The organism is Ancylobacter sp. Lp-2, assembly GCF_020523795.1.
In the GTDB taxonomy this organism is placed as follows: domain Bacteria; phylum Pseudomonadota; class Alphaproteobacteria; order Rhizobiales; family Xanthobacteraceae; genus Ancylobacter.
This window is the reverse complement of the sequence record NZ_JAJALI010000003.1, coordinates 166,088-188,465: the sequence shown is the minus strand read 5'-3', so window position 1 is coordinate 188,465 and position 22,378 is coordinate 166,088. Positions and strand designations below refer to the sequence as shown.

General features: G+C 67.8%; 23 protein-coding genes. 3 read left to right on the top strand and 20 right to left on the bottom strand.

From position 1 onward, the window contains the following. Positions 1–59 precede the first annotated feature (59 nt). A complete protein-coding gene (locus tag LGR54_RS09160; protein WP_230361669.1) occupies positions 60–1,160 on the bottom strand; it encodes an LLM class flavin-dependent oxidoreductase in 1,101 nt (366 codons plus the stop codon). Beyond that, a complete protein-coding gene (locus tag LGR54_RS09155; protein ID WP_230361668.1) occupies positions 1,157–1,729 on the bottom strand; it encodes a flavin reductase family protein in 573 nt (190 codons plus the stop codon). The genes LGR54_RS09160 and LGR54_RS09155 overlap by 4 nt, the downstream gene beginning before the upstream one ends. Before the next feature lie 77 nt (positions 1,730–1,806). On the opposite strand from LGR54_RS09155, the gene LGR54_RS09150 reads away from it, so the two are divergent. Further along, positions 1,807–2,787: a LysR family transcriptional regulator gene (locus tag LGR54_RS09150; protein WP_230361667.1), complete on the top strand. Its 981-nt coding sequence runs from the start codon at positions 1,807–1,809 to the stop codon at positions 2,785–2,787. Here LGR54_RS09150 and LGR54_RS09145 read toward each other — a convergent pair. The 13 genes from LGR54_RS09145 to LGR54_RS09085 form a co-directional block, all read right to left on the bottom strand. Then, on the bottom strand, positions 2,763–3,230 hold the full coding sequence (locus LGR54_RS09145) for a cupin domain-containing protein (protein ID WP_230361666.1): 468 nt from the start codon (positions 3,228–3,230) through the stop codon (positions 2,763–2,765). The genes LGR54_RS09150 and LGR54_RS09145 overlap by 25 nt on opposite strands. A gap of 13 nt (positions 3,231–3,243) precedes the next feature. Continuing rightward, the gene (locus LGR54_RS09140; protein ID WP_230361665.1) at positions 3,244–4,332 is read right to left on the bottom strand and encodes an Ldh family oxidoreductase; all 1,089 of its coding nucleotides are present in this window, start codon (positions 4,330–4,332) and stop codon (positions 3,244–3,246) included. Further along, complete coding sequence (locus LGR54_RS09135; protein WP_230361664.1) at positions 4,329–4,739, bottom strand: cupin domain-containing protein; 411 nt, start codon at positions 4,737–4,739, stop codon at positions 4,329–4,331. The genes LGR54_RS09140 and LGR54_RS09135 overlap by 4 nt, the downstream gene beginning before the upstream one ends. Then, positions 4,736–5,761, bottom strand: coding sequence for an amidohydrolase family protein (locus tag LGR54_RS09130; protein WP_230361663.1), 1,026 nt, complete (start codon positions 5,759–5,761; stop codon positions 4,736–4,738). Before LGR54_RS09130 ends, LGR54_RS09135 begins: the two co-directional genes overlap by 4 nt. A gap of 9 nt (positions 5,762–5,770) precedes the next feature. After that, positions 5,771–7,300 carry a tripartite tricarboxylate transporter permease gene (locus tag LGR54_RS09125; protein WP_230361662.1) on the bottom strand — a complete coding sequence of 510 codons (1,530 nt, stop codon included), beginning with the start codon at positions 7,298–7,300 and terminating at the stop codon, positions 5,771–5,773. An 18-nt stretch (positions 7,301–7,318) separates the two neighbouring features. After that, entirely contained in the window at positions 7,319–7,771 is a 453-nt protein-coding gene (locus tag LGR54_RS09120) for a tripartite tricarboxylate transporter TctB family protein (RefSeq protein ID WP_230361661.1), read from the bottom strand. Between the two features lie 515 nt (positions 7,772–8,286). Beyond that, entirely contained in the window at positions 8,287–9,309 is a 1,023-nt protein-coding gene (locus tag LGR54_RS09115) for a tripartite tricarboxylate transporter substrate binding protein (protein ID WP_230361660.1), read from the bottom strand. Between the two features lie 522 nt (positions 9,310–9,831). Further along, entirely contained in the window at positions 9,832–10,836 is a 1,005-nt protein-coding gene (locus tag LGR54_RS09110) for a GTP-binding protein (RefSeq protein WP_230361659.1), read from the bottom strand. Between the two features lie 16 nt (positions 10,837–10,852). Next, entirely contained in the window at positions 10,853–12,091 is a 1,239-nt protein-coding gene (locus LGR54_RS09105) for an LVIVD repeat-containing protein (RefSeq protein ID WP_230361658.1), read from the bottom strand. Between the two features lie 128 nt (positions 12,092–12,219). Then, positions 12,220–12,954 carry an FCD domain-containing protein gene (locus tag LGR54_RS09100; protein ID WP_230361657.1) on the bottom strand — a complete coding sequence of 245 codons (735 nt, stop codon included), beginning with the start codon at positions 12,952–12,954 and terminating at the stop codon, positions 12,220–12,222. 95 nt (positions 12,955–13,049) lie between these two features. Further along, positions 13,050–13,754, bottom strand: coding sequence for a TetR/AcrR family transcriptional regulator (locus LGR54_RS09095; RefSeq protein WP_230361656.1), 705 nt, complete (start codon positions 13,752–13,754; stop codon positions 13,050–13,052). A gap of 26 nt (positions 13,755–13,780) precedes the next feature. Continuing rightward, the gene (locus LGR54_RS09090; protein ID WP_230361655.1) at positions 13,781–15,019 is read right to left on the bottom strand and encodes an acyl-CoA dehydrogenase family protein; all 1,239 of its coding nucleotides are present in this window, start codon (positions 15,017–15,019) and stop codon (positions 13,781–13,783) included. Between the two features lie 11 nt (positions 15,020–15,030). Then, positions 15,031–15,507, bottom strand: a complete 477-nt coding sequence (locus tag LGR54_RS09085) for a VOC family protein (RefSeq protein ID WP_230361654.1) — start codon at positions 15,505–15,507, stop codon at positions 15,031–15,033. Between the two features lie 174 nt (positions 15,508–15,681). Between LGR54_RS09085 and hisD the strand changes: the two genes are divergently transcribed. Both hisD and LGR54_RS09075 read left to right on the top strand, forming a co-directional pair. Beyond that, a complete protein-coding gene (hisD, locus tag LGR54_RS09080; RefSeq protein ID WP_230361653.1) occupies positions 15,682–16,998 on the top strand; it encodes a histidinol dehydrogenase in 1,317 nt (438 codons plus the stop codon). 3 nt (positions 16,999–17,001) lie between these two features. Then, complete coding sequence (locus LGR54_RS09075) at positions 17,002–17,913, top strand: polysaccharide deacetylase family protein (RefSeq protein WP_230361652.1); 912 nt, start codon at positions 17,002–17,004, stop codon at positions 17,911–17,913. Here LGR54_RS09075 and LGR54_RS09070 read toward each other — a convergent pair. From LGR54_RS09070 to LGR54_RS09050, 5 genes are read right to left on the bottom strand one after another with little or no spacing between them, the layout of a single operon-like run. Then, positions 17,910–18,587 (bottom strand): hypothetical protein, encoded by a 678-nt coding sequence (locus LGR54_RS09070; protein ID WP_230361651.1) that lies wholly within the window; start codon positions 18,585–18,587, stop codon positions 17,910–17,912. The genes LGR54_RS09075 and LGR54_RS09070 overlap by 4 nt on opposite strands. Positions 18,588–18,595: 8 nt before the next feature. After that, a complete protein-coding gene (locus LGR54_RS09065) occupies positions 18,596–19,444 on the bottom strand; it encodes an ABC transporter permease (protein WP_230361650.1) in 849 nt (282 codons plus the stop codon). Beyond that, on the bottom strand, positions 19,441–20,250 hold the full coding sequence (locus LGR54_RS09060; RefSeq protein ID WP_230361649.1) for an ABC transporter permease: 810 nt from the start codon (positions 20,248–20,250) through the stop codon (positions 19,441–19,443). Before LGR54_RS09060 ends, LGR54_RS09065 begins: the two co-directional genes overlap by 4 nt. After that, on the bottom strand, positions 20,250–21,083 hold the full coding sequence (locus LGR54_RS09055) for an ABC transporter ATP-binding protein (protein WP_230361648.1): 834 nt from the start codon (positions 21,081–21,083) through the stop codon (positions 20,250–20,252). Before LGR54_RS09055 ends, LGR54_RS09060 begins: the two co-directional genes overlap by 1 nt. After that, positions 21,080–22,108, bottom strand: a complete 1,029-nt coding sequence (locus LGR54_RS09050; RefSeq protein ID WP_230361647.1) for an ABC transporter substrate-binding protein — start codon at positions 22,106–22,108, stop codon at positions 21,080–21,082. The genes LGR54_RS09055 and LGR54_RS09050 overlap by 4 nt, the downstream gene beginning before the upstream one ends. Positions 22,109–22,378 lie beyond the last annotated feature (270 nt).

Genomic DNA, 22,378 nt, shown 5'->3' with positions numbered 1-22,378 from the left:
CCTTTGGCGGCTGCTTTTCGTGTCTCGCGCCTTTGGTGGCGGCTCTTGATCTTCGAACGTCACTCGGCGGCGGCGGACTGGCGACCGGCATTCACCGCCGGCATCACCTGCTCCGCCATCAGCTCCAGCGAGCGGATGGCGAGCTTCTTGTCGGCCCAGTCATGGCCGGCATAGAGCAGGGTGCCGAATTCGCCGATCTCCTCCTCGAAGGCGGCGAGTTCGTCGGCCACCTTGTCCGGCGTGCCCCAGATGACGAGGTCGGCCAGCACGCTGTCCACCGTCACCGATGAGTCCGGCGCGCTCTGGTCGCGCTTGAACAGGTTGGCGCGGCCATTGCCGACCAGCTTGGTCGCCAGCGAGTTGTAATAGGCATAGTACGGGCTACCCGGCTCGGTGGCGTAGCGCTTCGCCGTGGCGAGGTCGTCGGCGACGAAGATACTTTTCGCCACCCGCCAGTTCGCCGGATCCGCCGGCCGCCCGCCCTTCTCGCAGCCCTCGACATATTTCGGCCAGTGGGTCTTCACCCAGCAGGGCAGCAGGAAGTTCGCCGAGATCGGCTCCCAGCCGCGCGCGGCGGCTTCCGAGACGCCCTTGGAGAACGGCGCGACGGCGGTGACGACGATCGGCGGGTGCGGGGTCTGGTAGGGCTTGTGCATCATCCCCTGGCCGAGCGCCGGCAGATAGGTGCGCTCGGTCGAGATGGTCCAGTGCTGGCCGACGCGCTTGTAGGGCGCCTCGCCGGACCAGATGCCGAGGATGTGGTCGATGGCCTCGACGAACATCTCGGTGCGGTTCTTGTCGAGATTGCCGAACACCTCAGCGTCCGACAAAAGGCCGCCCGGGCTGATGCCCATGATGTAGCGGCCCTGCGCCATGTGATCGAGCATCGCCACCTCGCCGGCGACGCGGGCCGGGTGCTGGTTCGGCAGGTTGATGGTGCCGGAGCCGAGCTTGATGGTCTTCGTCTCCTCCAGCAGCCAGGCGATGAAGATCAGCGAGGAGGTGATGGTCTCGGCGCCGTCGGTGACGTGCTCGCCGAAATAGCCCTCGCAGAAGCCGAGCTTCTCGGCGATGAGGCAGAACTCCCGGTCCTCCCGCAGCGTCTCGGCAAGCGGACGGTGCAGCGGGTGGATCGGCATGGTGAAGAAGCCGAGTTTCATGAGGCGCGTTCCCGGTTCGCGGAGATGTGGTTCGCGGAAATGGCATGTGACGGCGGGTCGGCGGGCAGCAACGCCGGGCCGCACAGCGCGCCGGTGGCATAGATCAGCGGCTCGCCGTCGCGATGGGCGGCGCGCAACACCCGGCCGAGGAAGATGAGATGGTCGCCGGCCTCGATGACCTGCTCGGTGCGGCATTCGAAGCGGGCGATGGCGTCCTCGATGAGCGGCGCGCCGTGATCGCCGATGCAATGCGCCACATCGTCGAACTTGTCGGGATGCGGGGTGGCGAAGTGGCGGCACAGGTGCTTCTGGTGGGTGCCGAGCACGTTGACCGCGAAGACGCCCGAGGCGGTGAAGCTCGCCAGCGACGGGGCCTGCCGACGCAGGCTCCACAGCACCAGCGGCGGGTCGAGCGAGACCGAGGAGAAGCTGTTGGCGGTCAGCCCCTCGAGCTTTCCCTCGGCGGTACGGGTGGTGACGATGGTGACGCCGGTGGCGAAGCGTCCGAGCGCACGCCGGAAATGGCCATGATCGTCTGAAGATCGGAAGTCGATGACATGTTCGCTCATGGTAGCGAGCTTAGGCTGGCGCCTCCCGCTGTAGAAATGATATGATCTGCTTCTCTTCATCAGGAAACGTAATGGCGATGAGCGAGACGCTGCGGGATGTCCGGCTGTTCGTGGCAGCCTATGAGGAGCGCTCCTTCACGGCGGCGGCCGAGCGGGAGAACGCCACGCAGTCCGGCGTCTCCCAGCACATCCGCAAGATCGAGGACCGCTTCGGGGTGAAGCTGTTCGCGCGCGGCGGCGGCACGGTGCAGCCGACCCCGGCCGGGGAGAGCTATTACCATCACTGCATCGAGCTGCTGCGGCTCAACGAGACGGCGAACCGCTCGGTGGAGCGGTTCGGCACCGGGCTCGACGGCGAGATGGTGGTGGGCCTGATGCCGACCATGACCCGTTCGGTGCTGGCGCCGGCGCTGGCGCGCTTCGTGGCTGCGCACCCCAATGTGGTGGTGCGCATCACCGAGGCCTATTCGGCGACCCTCACCCAGCAGGTGCGGGCCGGCGAGCTCGCCTTCGCCATCGTGCCGGCCTCCACCGGCTCGGTGGGGGTGAAGACGACGCGCTTCGCCTATACGCCGGAGGTGCTGGTCTCCGGCGCGGCATCCGGGCGGGCGCATATGAAGCCGGTGACGCTCGCCGATCTCGGGCCGCTCAAGGTGGTGGTGCCGAGCGGGCAGAACGCGCGGCGCGCCAATATCGAGACCTATTTCGCCTCCAACGGCGTGATCGTCGAGCGGCGGCTGGAGCTCGACGCCATGATGGGCACGCTCGACTTCGTCGCCTCGACCGATTGGGTGGCGATTCTGCCGGGCCTGATGATGGCGCAGGAGGTCGAATGGTCGGCCACGCGGCCGGCCGGGTGGGACGTGCCCCGGCGCTTCGCCATCAACCCGATCGCCGCCCCGCCGCTCGGCATGGACCTGGTGCTGATCGAGCCGGCGCGGCGGCCGCTGGAACCCGTAGCGGCCGCCTTTCTCGACGTGCTGGCGCAGGAGACGGCGCGGATCGGCCGCGTCTGGGGCGAGAGCGCCGGGCTCTACGAGGAGGCCGGCGCGTCGTAATGGCCGCCACTCATCGTGCCGTCGGCGGCCTTGCCGGCGATGCCGTGGGTGGCGTCCTTCACCACGAAGAACACCACGTCCTCCTCCGGCAGCGCCACGGTCCAGTGGATGACGCCCGGCGGGAAGTAGATGAGGGTGCCCGGCCCGGCGATGCGCTCGGGCTGGCCCTCGATGTTCACCCGCAGGCGACCCTGCACCACGTAGTTCCACTGCTCGTTCGGGTGGGAGTGCGGCCGGGCGCCGGTACCGGCCGCCTTGCGCATCAGCCCGACCTGGGTGCGGATGCCCTCCACCACGGAGCCGATGGCGGTGGAATAGCCCGGCCCGCCCTCGATGGCGGAGAGCTGGTCGAGCTGGAACAGATAGGCGCCGTCGCCGGCCTTGAAGGCGCCTTCGTTGATGGTGGCGCGTTCGGCGGTTGCGGTCTCGGCGGTTGCAGACATGTCGCGGTCTCCTTCAAAGCCGGCTGGCAAGCGGGTGGATGCCGAGCGTCGCGGCGAGCTCGTCGAGCTGGCGGCGCAGCGGCAGGGGGATCGGTACGCCGTCGCGGGCGCGGGCGTTGCGCAGCACGGCGCGGCGGTCGCCGGGGATGCGCACGCCGTCCGTGCCGGGCAGCGGCGCGTCGTGGCGCAGTTCGTCGAGCTGGCGCTGCAGCACCGCGGCGAAGGCGGCCGGCGGCATGAAGCGGGCGATGTCGAGTGCCAGGATGAAGTGGCCGGTATTGGTCTCGGTCGCCGAATCCGCGTTGAAGTCGACCACCTCGCGGCCGAAGGCGGCGCCGTTGAGCGTGCCGGCCAAGAGGCCGAGCATCAGCGCGAGGCCGGAGCCCTTGTGACCGCCGATCGGCAGGAGCAGGCCCTCGCCGCTGCGCTTCGGATCGGTGATGGCGCTGCCATCCGCCTTGCTGACCAGCCAGCCCTCGGGCATCGGCATGTCGTTGAGGACGTGCTTCTTCACCGTGCCGTAGGAGACGACGGTGGTGGCGATGTCGAGCAGCACGGTCGGCGCTCCCTCGCCGGCGGGGATGGCAATGGCGAGCGGGTTGGTGCCGAGCAGCGAGGAGGTGCCGCCCCACGGCGCCATGTGGTTGGAGCTCGCCACCACGGAATAGATGCCGACCAGGCTGCGCTGCGCCAGCATGTCGACATAGAGCGCCGCCGGGCCGGCATGGTTGGAGCGGCGCACGCCGACCCAGCCGATGCCGATTTCGCGGGCGATGGCGGTGGCGGTATCCGCCGCCACGCTCATCACCAGATGGCCCATGCCGTTGTCGCCGTCGACGAGGGCGACGCCGGGGGCGGCGCGCTCCACCTCGATGCGCGGGCGCGGATTGACGCCGCCGCCCCTCAGCCGCCGCACATATTGCGGCAGGCGGAAGATGCCGTGGCCGTCGGCGCCGGTGAGGTCGGCCTCGGCCATCAGCTTGCCGACGCGCTGCGCGTCCTCGGCGGGAAGGCCGCAGGCGCGCATGGCGTCGGCGACGAGGCCCTCGAGCGCCGATGCCGGCGCGGTGGAGGGCGCTTCAGGCTGCACGGCGGCGTTCATGCCCGGCTCCCGGCATGTTCGGAGGCGATGGACCGGGTCTCGCCGCTCGCCGACAGGGTGCGGGTGGCGGCGACGTCGGCGTAAGTCCAGAAGATGGCGAGCGGCGCGCTGTCCGAGGCGTTGCGGAAGCGATGCGGCACGTCCGGCGGGATCCATGTGGTGTCGTGCGTCGTCAGTTCGTGGGTGACGTCGTCGATCTCGAACACCGCGTCGCCGTCGAGGATGATGACGCTCTCCTCGCAATTATGGCTGTGCAGCGGGATCGCCGCGCCCGGCCCGAAGCGGGTGATGCCGTTGAGCAGCTTTTGCGAGCCGAGCTCGGCGGTGACGAGGCGCACGGTGCGCGCGCCGCCGCCACGCTCGGTGACGGGGAGCGCGCTCGGGCGGAGGATGGCGGCGGTGCTCATGCGTTGACCGCCTTGCGCTGCTCGGCACTCAGGCCGAACCAGCCAGCCGCGGTATCGCCGAGGATCGCCGCCTCGTCGGCCGGCGCGAGGCCGGCGGCGCGGACCTGCCGGGCGCCCTCCAGCGTGCCCATGTCGAACGGATAGTCGCTGCCGAGCAGCACATGATCGGCGCCGAACGTGTCGGTGAGGTAGCGCAGCGCCGGGCCGAAATGCGTCAGCGTGTCGAAATATAGCCGGCGGATCGAGACTTCCGGGCTCTCCTTAATGAAGCGCCGGCATTCCGGGCGCTCCTTCCAGCCATGGATCATGCGCCCGGTCTGGAAGGGCAGGAAGCCGCCGCCATGTACGAGGCAGATCTTGAGATCGGGGTAGCGCTCCAGCACGCCGCCGAAGACGAGCGAGGCGGCGGCGATGGTGGTCTCCAGCGGGTTGCCGATCAGGTTCTTGAGGTAGAACTCCTGAGTGCGGTTGCCTGCCGCCGTCTTCTGCGGGTGGATCAGGATGAAGGCGCCGAGCTCCTCGGCGGTCGCCCAGATCGGCTCCAGCGCCGGGTCGTCGAGGTTCTTGCCCTCGATGTGCGAGCCGATCTGCGCGCCCTTCAGCCCGAGCTTGGTGACGGCGCGGCGCAATTCGTCGGCGGCGCGGGCCGGGTCCTGCATCGGCAGGGTGGCGATGCCGAGGAAGCGGTCGGGGTGACGACGGGCGAGATCGGCGATCGCTTCGTTCTGGATCTGGCACAAGGCGGCGGTGAGCGCCGCCTCGCGGTCATAGAGGAAGGTCTGCGGGCAGTTGGACAGCACCTGAAGGTCAAAGCCGGCGAGGGCGAGATCGGCGAGGCGCCGGTCGAGGTCCCAGCCGCCGCGCGGGAACGGGCGCTGCACGATGTCGCCGACCTTGAGCACGCCGCCCTCGGCATCGACCTCCGACAGCGTCGGGCCGATCTCGGGCGCCTCGCGGCGCATGCGGGCCATCATCTCCTCGGTGAGGATATGGGCGTGGACGTCGATCACGGGTGCGGTCATCGGTAGGTCCTAGTCGGAGGAATGGGACAGCGCCTCGGCGACGCCGGCGCGGCGCGCCGCCCGGCGGGCGAGCATGAAGTTGAACAGCGGCAAAGCGAGCGAGCCGATCACCAGGAGCGCCAGCACGGCGGAGAGCGGGCGCTGGACGAAGATCGCCGCGCTGCCTTCCGACAGCATCAGGCTCTGGCGCAGCGAGCTTTCCATCAGCGGCGCCAGCACCACGGCGAGCACCAGCGGCGCGCGGGGAATGTCGGCACGGATCATCAGATAGCCGACCATGCCGAAGAACAGCGTCAGCCCGACATTGAACAGGCTGAGGCTGATCGCATAGGCGCCGACCAGCGACACGATGAGGATGCCCGGCACCAGATAGGAATAGGGAATGCGCAGCACGCTGGCGAAGAGCGGGGCCAGCGGCAGGTTCATGATCAAGAGAATCACGTTGCCGATGAACATCGAGGCGATGAGGCCCCAGACGAGGTCTGCCTGCTCGGTGAGCAGCATCGGGCCGGGGCGGATGCCGAGCAGCACGAGCGCCGCCAGCAACACCGCCGTCGAGGCCGAGCCGGGAATGCCGAGCGCCAGCATGGGCACCATGGCGCCGTGCGCCGCCGAATTGTTGGCGGATTCGGCCGCCGCCACGCCGTCCAGCGCGCCATGGCCGAATTTCTCCGGGTGCGGGCTCGCCTTCTTCTCGACGACATAGGCGAGCAGGGCGGCGACCGTCGGGCCGGCGCCGGGCATCAGGCCGATGACGAAGCCGATCACCCCGCCGCGCAGCATCGCCATGCGGCACTCGACCCAATCCTTGCGGGTCAGCCACATGTCGCGCAGCCGGGTGCGCACCGCCGCGCTGGCCTGCGTCTGCTCCATCGAGACCAGGATCTCGGCGATGCCGAACACGCCGATGGCGACGGGCAGGAAGTCCACCCCCTCCAGGAGTTCCAGCGAGCCAAAGGTGAGGCGCGAGGTGCCCTGGATCGGGTCGGTGCCGACGAGGGCGATCATCAGCCCGAGGGTTGCGCCGATCATCGCCTTCACCGCCGATCCGGTGCCCATGCTGGCGGTGGCGGTGATGCCGAGTAGGGCGAGCAGGAAATATTCCGGGGCGGAGAAGCCGAGCGCGAAGGCGCTGAGCGCCGGGGTGAGGAAGACGAGGGCGGTGACGGCGCCGATGCCGGCGAGGAAGGAGCCGATGGCGGAGGCCGCGAGCGCCTGCCCGGCGCGGCCCTGCCGCGCCAGCTGGTTGCCATCGACGGCGGTCATGACGCTCGCGGCCTCACCGGGGACGTTCACCAGCACCGAGGTGAGGGTGCCGCCATACATGCCGCCATACATGATGCCGGAGAGCATCACGAGGGCGGTGACCGGATCGAGGCCGAAGGTGACCGGCAGCAGCAGCGCCATGCCGGCCGAGGGGCCGATGCCGGGCAGGGCGCCGATCAATTGGCCGAGGGTGACGCCGATGAGCACGAACAGGAGGTTCGTCGGCGTCATGGCGACCGAAAAGCCCTGGGCGAGGGAGGCGAGGGCGTCCATGGATGAGCTCCCGGCGCTTCAGAGGCCGAACGGACCGGTGGGCAGGGCGATGCCGAGCCACGCGATGAACACGCCATAGACGAGGCCGCTCACCACCGCGGTGGTGAGCAGGCTCGGGACCAGAGGGCGCCGTTCGATGCCGAGAAGCAGAAAGAGGGAAAAGGCGATGGCGGCGGTCATGAAGCCGACGAGCGGGATGAGCAGCACCATCAGCCACAGTCCGGCGGTGAGGGCGGCGACGCGAACAATGCCGCGCCGGTCCGGGAAGCTGTGCGGCTCGTGGCCATCATCCGCCAGCGTGGTGACGAGCAGGGCGATGGCGAGGACGAGACCGATTGCGGCCACCCAGAACGGCGCGAAGGCTGAGCCGGGCGCAAAGTCCGCCCAATAGGGCAGCCCCCAGGTGCCGAGCAGCGCCAGGGCGGACAGGCCGAACAGTACTGCGGCAATGATGAAGTTGGTGGCTTTCATGCAAGGCTCCGTCGCACTGGGCAGGGGCGGGCAGTCTGGGCGGGGCGGTCTGGGCGAGGCGGTTCGGGCGGAGGTAGGAAGACCTTCACGGGGTGAAGAACTTCGGCGGGCAAAACCTTCGGATCAGGATCTTCGAGGCCAGGACCTCATCGTTCTCGCTCCCGACAGGAGAGGAGGAAGAGGCGCGGCATCGCCACTCACGGGAAGCGGTCCGCCGATCTTCTTCCGCCCCTCTCCCGACAGGAGACATGGCGCCGCCCCGCGAGGCGGCGAGGGGATGGGGCTGCGGAGCGGCGAAGACCCTTCATCCGGAGACCCTTCAGTCCCAACCCTCCCCCCCGATAGGGAGAAGGGACGCTTTCGGCCGGCCGGCCTGAACGATCCTCGAGGGGAACGGACAGGCCGCGGCGGACCGCGGAGAGGGGAACGGTGCCGCGGCGGCGTTCATCCCCTCCGGGAGAGGTGGCTTCCCGGCCGAAGACGAGCGGTCTCCGGCCGGGCGAACCTCCCGCCGCTCACTGCACCGCCGGCTGCTTGGCGAGGCCGAGATCGCGCAGCAGCGCGAGATGCTCGTCATGCAGCTTCTGCATGTAGGGCTTCACCTCGGCGGCGGGGACCATCCGGCTGCGCAGGAAGTTCTCCTTGAGGCTCGCCTGCCATTCCGGGTTGGCCACCAGCTTGGCGATGGCGTCGTCCCAGAACTTCACCGTCTCGGCGTCAAGGCCGGGCGGGCCGGCAAGGCCCCAGGCCTGGCCCCAGACGATGTCGAAGCCCTGCTCCTTGGCGGTCGGGACGTCCTTCAGCTCCGGCGCCGCGCTGCGCTCGGTCGACAGGATGGCGAGGATGCGGGCTTTGCCACCCTTCACCAGCGGCAGTGCCTCGCTGGGGGTGAGGGTCATCAAATCGACATTGCCGCCGAGGAAGGCGGCCTGGGCGGCGCCACCGCCGTCGAAGGGTACGTAATTCAGCTTCACCTTGCCGGCCTTCTCGACGAGGCCGGCCACCATGTGGTCGGTGGAGCCGGACTGGGCACCGGCCACCTTCACCGAGCGCTCGCGCTGGGCGGCGAGCGCGACCAGTTGCTTGAGGTCCTTCACCGGTGAATCCGGCTGCACCACCAGCACCAGGTCGCCCTGGATGAACATGCTGATCGGGGTCAGCTTGTCGTAGAGCGTCGGCAGGCCCTGGGTGATCGGGGTGGTGAGGATCGGCTGGGCGATGCACAAAACGATGTTGCGGTCGCCCTTCTTGCCCATCACGAAATTGGCCGCGACCATCCACGAGCCGCCGGTGCGGTTCTGCACCACCAGCGGGTTGGTGATGATCTTCTGCTCGTTGAGGATCTTGGCGGCCCGGCGCATCAGCACGTCCGGCGTGCCGCCGGGGCTGGTGCCGGTGGTGATCTCGATGGGGCCGGTGAGGGCGGCCTGCGCATGGGACGCGGCCGGCGCCGCGACCAGCGCGGCACCGAACGCGGCGGCGAGCGCGGCGTGTTTCAGACGCAGATGTAAGGGCCGAGCGGCACGAGAGGGGATCATGTGGCGTTCCTTCCCAGGCAGGACGATGGCACAGCGTCTTGTGACGTCTTGTGGCCTGAGGAGAGAGTGCCGTTGCGGCATTGTCAAGTTAAAATGAAATATTCATACCCGAATAAGCTATAGCTGTTCGGCATGGCTATAGTACAAAATAGCATGAATAGGATTTTTACTTGAATAAAGTGGTGGGGCGGCGGGTGAGGGAAGATCGCTGAAAAGCGGCATGCGGCGCTCCGGTCGGCGCATCATTGCGGCGGAGTTCTATGTTTTGACGGTTATTGGCGTGTGTTGTTCGAGTATTTATTCGATCGTGATCCGATAACCATCCGATTTGTCGACATTGTCCAGAAGTGCGTGATAGGCTTCCCGAAATTATAAGAGCAGGAGGATGCCTATATGTCAGTAATTCTGACGTATGTGCGACATTACATCTGGGAATGCTTCGTTCGATCCGGCGAAGGATATTGTATACATAATTCTGATCAGGGTTATCGCGACGATGTCCGGCCGGCGCCGGTGCTTCTTTCACGCCGCCGGGCGTGACGCGAGAACTTCGAGACTATTGCGCAGAGCCTCCGCTTCCACATTGCGGGTGATGAAGACGATGCGGGTGGTGTGATCGTCGCTCGGCCAGGCGGAGAGCTGGACGGGCGGGTGCAGCACCGCCTGCACGGCATGCACGACCATCGGCGCCGCCTCGCCGCGTAGCGCCACGATCCCCTTCATGCGCAGCAGATCGGCACCGCGCAGCGACAGCACGGAGCGCAGCCAGCCGCGCAGCGCCTCCCGCGTCACCGGCCGGTCCAGCGTGACGGCGAAGGCGCGGATGCCGTCGTCGTGGGCCGAGCGGGCCTTGCTCTCCTCCGTGGTAAAAGCGTCGCTGTTGAGCCAGGCGAGAACGTCGCCGCTGGTACGCGACGGAGTGCCGGGCACGCGGGCGAACAGATCGTCGGGAGCGATGGCGCCCTGCACCACCGGCACGAGGGCCGCGCCGGGATTGATCGACTGCAGCCGGTGGGTGAGGTCGGTGACGGCGGCGGGCGCGGCGAGGTCGGACTTGGTCAGAACCAGTATGTCGGCGAGCGCCGCCTGATGACGGGCCTCGGCGAAGGCGTCGAGCTGGCCGGCGCCGTTCACCGCGTCGACGGTGGCGACCACGGCGCGCAGCGCGAAGCGCGTCGCCAGCGTCCGCTCGGTGAGGAAAGCCCGCACCAGTGCGGCGGGATCGGCGAGGCCGGTGGTCTCGATGGCGATGCGCGAGAAGGCGGGCAATTCGCCACGCGCGACCTTGGTGCAGAGATCGTCCAGCGTGTCGACGAGATCGCCGCGCACCGTGCAGCAGATGCAGCCGCTCTGCAGCACGACGGTGTTCTCGATGGCGCTCTCGACCAGCAGATGGTCGATCGCCACATCGCCGAACTCGTTGATGATCACCGCGCTGTCCGCCATGCCGGGATCGCGCAGTAGATGGTTGAGCAGCGTGGTCTTGCCGCTGCCGAGGAAGCCGGTGATCAGGATGACCGGGATCATCGCCTTTCCCCGCGGCTCAGATGTCGAGCTCCAATATGTAGATGCCGCCGGCATGACGGTCGCCGCAATAGACGATGCCGTTCTCGTCGACATAGACCTCGTTGATCTGGGTCGCCGGCACGCGGGCGCCGGGCGGGGCGGAGGGCACGAAGGCCGCCACCTCGCGCGGGGCCAGCGGATCGCTGATGTCGTGCACGCGCAGGCCGCCATTGAAAAGCGTCGAGAACAGCAGCGTCTCGGAGTGGAGCGCGGTGTCGCGCGGCGGGTTCTCATGCAGGTTGTGGCAGCCGAAGCGCCCGCCCTTGCGGGAATATTCCTCGAAGGAGGGCATGGGCAGGGTGGAGAGCGGCACCGGGTTGTCCTCGCGGCGGATGTCGAGGAGCCAGGTCAGCTTCGGCCAGTCGAAGCCGTCATCGTGGATGCATTCGTGGCTGGCCACTGCGAGGTCGCGGCCGAACAGCGGCATCAGCGTGTGCGCGAAGCCGGGGAAGGGCGGGTTCGGATTGAAGCGGGAGATGACGGTGGGGCGCGACTTGTCGGAAATGTCGATCACGTGGAAGCCGCCGTCGATATAGCCGACATAGGCGCGGTCCGGGCGGGCGGGATAGACATTGGTGTTGTGGCAGCGAAAGCCGCTGTCGATCTTCAGCCGCTCCGGGGGTGCGGCAGCGTCACCCTCGGCGGTGCCGGGCAGCCACCAGCGGCCGGCCTCGACCGGCTTTGACGGGTTGCGCACGTCGATGATGCGGTAGGCCTGATCGTCCAGCGGGTTGCGCGGGGTGAAGTCGGCGGCGCCGGCGGCGCAGTGGATGAACTCGCCATCGACGAACCACACCTGGTGCACGCCGCGCGAATGCGGGCCGGAGCAGTCGAAATGGCTGATCAACCGCGGCGTCTCGGGCACGGAGATGTCGAACAGGTCGATGCCGGCCGGCTGGAGGCCAGGCTGCACGGTCTGGTAGGCCACCGCCATCAGGTCGCCGGTGGTCTCCAGCGAGTTGGAGCGCACCTTGTTGTGCGGCAGCTCGGTCTGCACGATCACCTTTGGCCGGCTCGGATCGGTGACGTCGATGCCGGTGAAGTTCTTCGGCGGACCCTCATGCGCCACCCACAATATGCGCCGCCCGTCCGGCGCCCGTTGCAGCGACATGCCTTCGCCAACGCCGCCGAAACCGGCCAGCGGGTCGTGCGCGATCAGCCGCATGCCGGAGATGAGGTCGATTTTAACGTCGGCGGCCTTGGTGTGGTCGAGCATCAGGCGTCCTCCCGGCGGAGCGTCGCGAGCGCACGCCCGTCGAGCGGTCCTTGTGATTGTTAATCGCAAGGATGTTCGAACAAATTATCGATGTCAATAAAATGGGCGGTTGGTGGTTCGCGAAAACCTCAGTCGCCGTTGCCGGCCGACAGGCTGCGCGAGACCTCCTCGTAATTGCGGATCACCACCTCGACGCTGCCCTGGAAATGCTCGGCGAGCACGGCGGTGGCGCGCTCGGCATCGCGGGCGATCGCAGCTTCCGCCACGGTGCGGTGCTGCTCGCGCACCCGCTTCAGCAGGGCTTCCGACGAGGAGGTGACGACGATCACCGCCCGGCGGTAGCGCTGGAAGTGATCGGAGAGCGCGCCGCAGAAATGCAGCAGCCACGGCGAATCGCAGGCGGCGATCAGGCTGTAGTGGAAGCGGTCGTGGCGCTGCTCCCATTCGTCCACCGCCTTGCGGTCCTCCACCGAGTGCGGCAGCGGCGTGCGCTCCAGCCGGTGCAGCGCGGCGAGGATCTCGGCTTCCCAGTCCTCGTCGCCGCGGGCGATGGCACGGCGCAGCGCGTTGCAGGAAAGCTCGGTGCGCAGCGCGCAGAGATCGTGAAGGTCGGACAGCGACAGCGGGGCGACGGTGTAGCCGCGATGGCCCTCGAAGCGGACCAATTGGTCGGACACCAGCCGGGACAGCGCCTCGCGCAATGGCGCGATGCCGACGCCATAGGCGGCGCTGAGCTGGCGGAAGCGCAGCCGCTCGCCCGGCTTCAGATGGCCGGCGATGAGGTCGCGACGCAGGCGGGCATAGATCTCGATGCCCAGCGTGGTGGCATCGTCGTCACCGGGCGCGACAGATGAAAGGGACACGGCACTCTCCGCTCGCGACAGACTCGTCCCCTGATCATAGGCGGAGGGCATCTTCGATCAAGGCGCCGATGTTCGAGCGTTTGTCGGCGAATGGTCTAAGCCGGGGCGTCGCCGCGCTCGGCCAGCCGCTTCAGCACCGGGCCGACGCCGGTCAGGAAAGTGTCGACGGCGTTGCGGATCATGGTCGGCCGGTCCACCGGCATGGGGAACCGGTACACGATCTCCCGCACGCCATAGTAGAAGATGCCGCCCTGAAGGGTCCAGAACAGCTCGACCTCTTCCGGGGTCGGCGGCTCGCCGCCCCCGAGGCCGAAGCTGGTGCGGGTGGCGAGGGTGATCGGCCGCAGGATCTGCTCCTCGACGGTGGTGGCGTAGCGCCGGTTGATGTCGACGCCGCGCAGGCCGGCAAAGAGATAGATGCGGATCCACTCGGGGGTGAAGATCGTGCCGGCATAATCCTCGTAGAAGGCGACGATGCGCTCGCGGATCGGCCGGCTTTCGTCGAGCAGGCCCTCGCGCCATTGTGGCTTCCAGCGATTGACGTAGATCTCCTGGTAGACGGCGGCGATCAGGTCGTCCTTGCTGGGGAAATAGCGGTAGAGCAGCGGCTGGGTGACGCCGAGCCGCTGGGCGAGTTCGCGGGTGCCGGCCTCGAAGCCGACCTCGGCGAACAGCTCGATGGCCTTGCGGACGAACTCCTTGTGCCGTTCTTCCGGCTTGTTGCGCGTGCGCCGTGGCGCGAGGGCCTTGCCCTCCGCCGCGGCCAATGAGGATGAGCGTCCCGCCATCGGTGTCGTCACGTTCCTTTCGTCCGCCGTCGCGTTGATCACACGACCGGATTATCGGCATCGAGGCCGAGCGCCAGACGCCCGAAGGCGGCATTGGCGACATCGGTACTGAAGGCGATATGCGCGCTTATAGCATGGGCGTCGCGGAAGCGGCGCTGCTGGCTTCCGCCGAGGTAAAGTGCCTGCGCGCCGCTGCCGGCGTCGATCTCGTCGACCGCCTGCGTGGTGAGCTGGGTCGCAAAGGCGAGGTCGCGGCGATAGGCGAATTTCGTCACCAGGTCCGGCACATGGCCGCGCTCGGCATCGCGCATCGCCTCCTCGCAGATGGCGAGCATCATCCGCCTCGCATGGCTGAGCCGGGCGGCGGCGTTGCCGACATGGATCTGCAGGCTCTGCAATTCGGCCAGCCGCGCGCCGGTGTAGTTGGCCGCGCGCTTGCGGGTGGAAGCGACGTAATCGGTGAGCGCGCCCTCGCCATTGCCGAGCCCGACGCCGGACAGGATGGCGGGGAACAGCGCGAAGACCGGCAGCCGGTAGAGCGGGGCGGGGTGGCGTTCGCTGCCCGGTGTCGTGCCGCCCTTGAGGTCGGCGACCGAGACGGTCATCTCCTCCGGCACGAACACCTCCTCGCAGACGACGTCGTTCGAGCCGGTGCCCTTGAGGCCGGTGACGTGCCAGGTGTCGAGGATGCGGTAGTCGGCGCGGGGGACGAGGAAGACACGGTGATCGGGCGCCTCGCCCTCGGCGCGGACGATGCCGGCCAGCATGTTCCACGAGCAGACGTCGACGCCGGAGGAGAATGGCCAGCGGCCGGAGACGACATAGCCGCCCGGCGCCTTCGTCACCTTCGCGGCCGGGAACACGAAGGAGGAGGCGATCAGCGCGTCGGGATCCTCCTTCCAGATGCGGTCCTGCGCGGCGGGCGGGAACATCGCCAGCATCCAGTGGTGGCTGGCGAGATTGGTGAGGTTCCACGCCGTGGAGGCGCAGCCGGCGGCGAGCGCCGCGCCGATGGTGATCAGGCTTTCATAGCCGAGCTCGGCGCCGCCGACCGCCCGGGGCTGCAGCATGCGGTAGAGGCCGCTATCATGCAGGTCGCGCTCGTTCTCCGGCGGCAGCCGGCGCAACTCCTCGGCGCGCGGCGCCCGCTCGGCGAAGACCGAGGCGAGGTCGGTGGCGCGCTGGAGCAAGTCGTCATGGCGCTGCTCGTCCGGCGAACGCAGGGCACGCGGCGCGGCGAGGGCAGGGGAGACGAGGGGCGAGGCGGTGTCGGTCATCGCTTCCTCCCTCAGGCGCGCCGGCGGTTGAGGAACAGCGTCGCCTCGAGGTTCTCGCCCACCTGCTCGAAGCGGTCGGCGAGGCGCTTCAATTCGGGAATGCGGGCGGTGTCGAGGCTGGCGACGTCCGGCCAGTCGACCTCGACGAGGTTGCCGCCGGGATCGCGCAGATAGAGCTGCACCGTGCCGTCCGGCATCTCGTTGACGCCGTTGCCGAAGGTCTTGTGGTCGATGAGGCCGGCGTCGCGGGCGCGCTCATACACGCCCATGAAGTCGTCCACATTGATGGCGAAGTGCTGGTAGTGCGGCGTGGTGTCGGGCAGGCCGAAGACGTGCAGCTGCTGGTCGCCGCAGCGCAGATACTGGGTGCGGAAGCCGAAATTATAGGTTGGGATCACCTCCATGCCGAACATCTCGACATAGAAGCGCACGGAGGCGTCGACGTCCCTGGCGCCGATCGACAGATGGTTGAGGCCGGTGGCTTTCATGGCGTTCCTCCTTATTTAATTATCGTTCGATAAATAACATCAAGGAAGGTGGTGGGCAAGGCAGGCTTGACACTGTCGCTCGATTTAGTTTTCACTCGATAAATAACAATCGATCGCTAGCGGATGCAAGGTGCATCGAAGCGGGTGCCGCTACGTCGGCGCCGGGAGGAAAACATGGCCCGCCATCTCAAGACCGCGCGTTCCGTCGAGGAGCGCGCCGATGCCGACGCGCAGGTGCGCGCCACCGTCGAGACCATCCTCAAGGAAATCGAGACCGGCGGCGACGCCTCTGTCCGCGCCTATTCCGAGCGCTTCGACAAATGGTCGCCGGCGAGCTTCCGCCTGTCCGACCAGGAGATCGAGGCGGCGCTGTCCAGCGTGTCGAAGTCCGATCTCGACGACATCCGCTTCGCGCAGGCGCAGGTGCGCAACTTCGCCGAGAAGCAGCGCGCCTGCGTGCTCGACCTCGAGGTGGAGACGCTGCCGGGGGTGATCCTCGGCCATAAGAACGTGCCGGTGGAGCGGGTCGGCTGTTATGTGCCGGGCGGCAAATACCCGATGGTCGCCTCGGCGCATATGAGCGTGGTGACGGCGAAGGTCGCGGGGGTGAAGAGCGTGGTGGCGGCGGCGCCGCCGTTCCGCAACGGGCCGCACCCAGCCATCGTCGCGGCGATGCATCTCGCCGGCGCCGACGAGATCCTGGTGCTGGGCGGCGTGCAGGCGGTGGCGGCGATGGCGCTGGGAACCGAGAGCATCGCGCCGGTCGACATGCTGGTCGGGCCGGGCAATGCCTTCGTCGCCGAGGCCAAGCGCCAGCTTTACGGCCGGGTCGGCATCGACCTGTTCGCCGGGCCGACCGAGACGCTGGTGATCGCCGACGACACGGTGGACGCCGAGATTTGCGCCACCGACCTTCTCGGGCAGGCCGAGCACGGGCCAACCTCGCCGGCGGTGCTGCTCACCAATTCGGAGAAGCTGGCCCGCGAGACAATGGCGGAAGTCGAGCGGCTGCTGACCATCCTGCCGACGGCGGAGATCGCCGCGGCGGCGTGGCGCGATTTCGGCGAGGTGATCGTCTGCGACAGCGTCGAGGAGATGGTTGTCGAGGCCGACCGCATCGCCTCCGAGCATGTGCAGGTGATGACCGCCGACCCGGATTATTTCCTCGCCAACATGCGCAATTACGGCGCGCTATTCCTCGGCCCGCGCACCAATGTCGCCTATGGCGACAAGGTGATCGGCACCAACCACACGCTGCCGACCAAGAAGGCGGCGCGTTACACCGGCGGGCTGTGGGTCGGCAAGTTCCTCAAGACCTGCACCTATCAGAAGGTGACCAGCGACGCCGCCAGCGCCGAGGTCGGCGAATATTGCTCGCGGCTCTGCGTGCTGGAAGGCTTTCTCGGCCATGCCGAGCAGGCCAATGTCCGTGTGCGCCGCTATGGCGGCGGCAATGTCGACTATGCGACGGCGGCGCGGCGGGCGGGGTGAGCCATGAACGCATCATCGAGCGCCCCGCCAAAGGCGTTGCTCAGCGAGCGCGCGCCCTATCTTGCCTTCCCGGATCGGCCGCGCCTGCATCTGCCGGGCGACGCCCGCGTCGCGGTGTGGATCATCGTCAATGTCGAGGAATGGTCCATCGCCCGCGCCATGCCGCGCACCGTGCTGCCGCCGCCCATGGGCCAGCCGCTGATGCCGGACCTGCCTAACTGGGCCTGGCACGAATACGGCATGCGGGTCGGCTTCTGGCGGCTGTTGAAAGCCATCGAGTCGCGTGGCCTGCGCGCTACCTTCGCGGTGAACGGCCATGTGTGCCGTTCCTATGAGCGAGTGGCACGGGCGGCGCGCGATGCCGGCTGGGAGTTCATGGGGCACGGCTATGTGCAGCGGCCGATGCACCATGTGGAGGATCAGCGCAAAGCGATCTTCGACACGGTGGAGACCATCCGCGACTTCACCGGCCGGCCGCCGCCCGGCTGGGAGAGCCCCGGCCTCACCGAGAACGACCAGACGCTCGACCTCCTGAAGGAGGCGGGCGTCGGCTATGTCGCCAACTGGGTGATCGACGATCTGCCGCTGGAGCTGTCGACCGCGCACGGGCCGATGCTGTCGGTGCCTTATTCGGTGGAGACCAACGACATCGTCGTCCACGCCGTGCAGCACCAGCCCTCCGACGCCTTCCTGCGCCGCTGCGTGGACCAGTTCGACCGGCTGTGGGAGGAGGGGGCGGACAACGCCAAGGTGATGGCGATCAGCACTCACCCCTACCTCACAGGCGTGCCGCACCGCATCGGCTATTTCGAGGAACTGCTCGATTATGTGCTGTCGCGCCGGCAGGTGGCGATGATGACCGGCGAGGAGATCGCCGACTGGTATCGCGGCGCGAGCGGGGCGGGGCCGGGTTAAAAATCCGGCAGGCGCGGCGCGCCGGGCGCGACGGGGAACACCTCGTCGCGCCAGAAGCCGTTGCCGCGTTCGCCGAGCAGATCGGCGACGACATCCGGTTTCGCGAGGTCGGCGGCGGCCAGCACCGTCACGCGGATCCCGGCGGCAGCAAGGCGCTCGCGACGTCGCCGTTCGGCGGCCGGCAGCAGCGGCGAGGGGGCGAACAGCACGGCCTCCGCGCGGCCTCCCAGCCAGAGAAACATGTCGACCGGCACCGGCCCGCCACCGTCGTCGAGCGGCAGCAGCGCGCGCGGCAGTGGCAGCGGGGCGGAATAGAGCACGTCCTCCGGCGCGAACAGGCCGGCCATCGGGCGGAGCCGCTCGGCGATCTCCTCGCGATGCGCGGCGATGACGGCGTGAAGATGCGCGACATAGCCGTCGATGAAGTGCGCGGCGTTGCGGTTCCAGCCGCCGGCGAGACGCTTGAGGTGCTCCGCCAGCCGGAGGTCGGTCGCGACCTTCTCCTGCCCGATCGCCGGTGGTGGCAGGTCGAAGGCCTCGTCGTTCAGGCGCAGGACCTCCCCCGGAAGCAGGCGCATCCGGAGGAGGCCGTCGAACCGGGACGGATCGACCGGCGCCCTGTCCACGCCGTAGAAGACGAGGGCCGGCAGCTTCGGCGTCAGGTGCTGCGTCATCTGCACCGTTACTTGCGGCTTTCGGGATGCCAGATAAGCAGGCGGCGGCGGACGATCTCCAGGCTCTTCACCACCACGAAGCCGAGGATGATGATCTGCACGATGCCGGCGAACACCCCGACCGAGTCGGCGAAGCGCCCGGCCATGATCATCGCGCCGCCCACCCCGCGTCCGCCCATCAGCATCTCCGTGACGATGGTGGTGATCATGCCGGTCGGCAGCGCCACCTGCAGGCCGGTGAGGATCTGCGGCATCGCCATCGGCAGATAGACTTCCCACAGGAGCTCCCGCTCCTTCGCCCCGAAGGAACGGGCCGACCAGATCGGCCATTTGTCGAGGCTGGAGCAGCCGGCGCAGGTCGCCGCCACCACGGGAAAGAAGCAGGAAAACGCCACCATGATGATCTTCGAGGTGTCGTAGATGTCGAACCACAGGATGAAGATCGGCAGGAAGGCGATCTTCGGCATCGGGAAGCCGATCGACACCAGTGGATCGAAGAACCAGCGCACAAGCGCCGAGCGTGCCATCAATATGCCCGTGGGAATGCCGATGACGGCACCGATGGCGAAGCCGGTCAGCGCCCGGTAGAGGGTGAGGCCGAGATCGACCGGCACGGTGCCGGCGATGAGGTCTTCCCAGATCCGCCCCAGCACCACACTGAGCGGCGGCAGCAGGAAGGGGTTGAGCGCGCCGAAGCGGGCGCCGAATTCCCAGATGCCGGCGAGCGCCGCCACCACCGCGACCTGCACCGCGATGTCGACCATCCGCGGCGAGATCGGACGCGATGGGCGCGGGGCCTTCTGGACCGGCGACTTGCCGGCGCCGGCGAGCGGCTTGGCGTCAGCCATGTTCATCATGCCTCCCTCCAGCGAAGCAGGCGCCGGGACAGCAGCGCGTAGAGGCGGTCGGCGGCAAACCCGATGCCAGCGACGAAGAAGATGGCGGCGAACATGGCCGGGTACTGGCCGCCGTCGCCGAGCGAGGAGATCATGAAGCCAACGCCGTCGGTGGCGATGACGAATTCCGAGCTCACCATCAAGATGAAGGAGAAGGCGAGCGCGGTACGGCAGCCATTGAGGATGTCCGGCATGGCGCCGCGCAGCACCACCTCGCGCAGTACATCGAAGCGCGAGGCGCCGAGGCTCGCCGCCGACCACAAAAGGAACGGGTTCACCCCGCGCGCGCCATTATAGGTGCCGACGATGACCGGCAGCAGGCAGCCGAGGAAGATCAGCAGGATCTTCGAGGAATCGCCCAACCCCAGCCAGATCATCACCACTGGGATCAGCGCCGATTTCGGCATCGGGTAGAAGATCTGCACGATGGGGTTGATGAGCAGCCGCACCGGGCGGAACGAGGCCATTAAGAGGCCGGCGGAGATGCCGACCACCACCGCCGCGCCGAGGCCGGCGGCGGCGCGGCTGACCGAGCGCAGGGTGTTGTAGAGGAGGTCGCCGCCGAACAGCATGTCGGAAAAGGCGGCGAAGATCTCGCCGAGCCCCGGCAGCATCTGCCGCGACACCAGCCCGCTGAGGCCGAGGAACTCCCAGCCGAGCGCGAGCACCAGCAGCGGCGTGAAGCGCACCACGGTATTGACGACGGCATAGGACAGCGACGGGCCGACGCGGCCCCGCCCGCGACCGCCGGCGAGGACGTCGCTCATCAATGCGCCCCCCGCGTCGCCGCCACCGCCTGCTCGCGTACCAGCCGCCAGATGTGCTCGCTGAGGCCGATGAACTCGCGGTTCTCGAGGATTTCCTCGCCGCGCTCCTTGGGCAGGTCGACGTCGATGACGTGCTGGATGCGGCCGGGCCGGGCGCTCATGATCGAGATGCGGTCGGCGAGGAACACCGCCTCCTGCACGTCATGGGTGACGAACACCACTGTCTTGCGGCTGTCGCGCCAGATGGTGCGCAGCTCTTCCTGCATGACGCGCCGGGTCTGGGCGTCCAGTGCGCCGAACGGTTCGTCCATCAGGAGGATGCCGGGATCCACCGCCAGGGTGCGGGCGATGGCGGCGCGTTGCTGCATGCCGCCGGACAATTGCGAGGGATAGGCGTTCTCGAAGCCGGTGAGGTGCACCATGTCGATGTAATGCCGGGCGCGCTGCTCGCGCTCGGCGGCGTTGAAGCCGGCCTTCTTCAGCCCGTAAAGCACGTTGTCCTTCACGGTCTTCCACGGGAACAGCGCGAAGTTCTGGAAAACGATACTGCGATCCGGGCCCGGTGCGGTGACCGGTCCGGCCGATGTGGAGATCATTCCCGCCTGCACCGGGATGAAGCCGCCGATCAGATACAGCAGCGTGCTCTTGCCGCAGCCGGAGGGGCCGAGCAGGCAATGGAACTCGCCGTCGCCGATGTCGAGGTTGATGCCGTCGAGCGCCAGCATGCCGCCGGCGGTGCGGGCGCCATAGGTGTGGGAGACGTCGCTGATCGAGATGCTGCTGGCGGCGTGGGCACGGCTGCGCGGGGGCGGCGCGAGATGGGTGACGCTCATTGGCTGGCCTCGATCCGCTTCTGCGCTTCCTTGACGAAGCTCAGATCGACATAGTCGGGATCGACCTTGATGCCGCGCGGGGCGAGGCCGAGATCGACGGCGATGTCGATGCTCTCCTGCAGCGCCTTGACGTTCGGCACCATGAAGGGATCGCGGAAATAATCCCCCTTGGTGAAGAGGTATTGCAGCGTCTCGGGCGGCTGCTGCATGAAGTTGGCGATGATCTTCACCGCCTCGTCATGGTTCTTCGGATCGGTGAACCAGCGCACCGCGCGCACATGGTCCTCGAAGAAGTCCATCAGCGCCGCGCGGTTGTCGTTCAGGAACTTGCCGTTGGCGGCGAGGAACACCAGCTGCGAGGGGCCCATGGCATCCTCGGAGGTGAACAGCACCTTGTACTTGCCGGTGGCGAGCAACTGGTCGGACATCGGCTGCAGCACGGTGCCGAGGTCGATCTTGTGCTCGTCGAGCATGGCGGGAATGTTCGGGAAGGCGACCTCCACCATGGTGTAGTCGCGCTTGTCCTGCATGTTGCTCTTGCGGAACATCGCCCGCATCGCGGTATCGGAGGCCGAGCCGATGGCGTTGGTGCCGACCCGCTTGCCCTTCATGTCCGTCACCTTCGAGATGCCGGAATCGCTGCGGACCAGGAAGGTCTCGCTGTGATAGTCCTCGACGCCGTCCTGGATGATGTCGGCGACCGCCTTCACGTCGAGCCGGGCATTGGTGACGGCGAGCGCCAGCACCAGCGGCCCGAAGGCGGCCATGTCGATCTCGCCCGCCGCCATGGCGGTGATCTGCGGCGAGGAGCCCCGGAAGCGGATCGGCTCCACCGTGTAGCTCTTGCCGTAATATTTGAGGATGTCCGGCTTGCTGTAGAGCACGGGGATCAGGTGCCCCGGCATGGTCGACCAGCCGATGCGGATCTTCACCGGGTCGGCCTGCGCCGCCGGCAGGGCGCCGGGGGCGATGATGAGGGCCGCCAAAGCGGCCGCGAGCGCCAGCGCGCCGCGTCGTGTTGCCATGGTCGTCTTCTCCCGATGCCCCCGGATCGTCGCCGGGTGGCTTGTTGTTCTCGGTAGCGTCGTCCGGGCTGTTCCACGACTCCCGCGCGGGCATCGATGAGCGTCCCGGTCGGCTTGGTATCGTCGGCTTGGTAGCGTCAGCTTGGCGTTGCCCGCCGCTGGTTTTCAACGCGGCGGTGTCTGCTTGTTTATCGATTGATAATCACGTGGATTTTCGATCATGTCAACGATGCAAGATGATTTGCGCTTCGTTCGCAAGCTGAATCCATG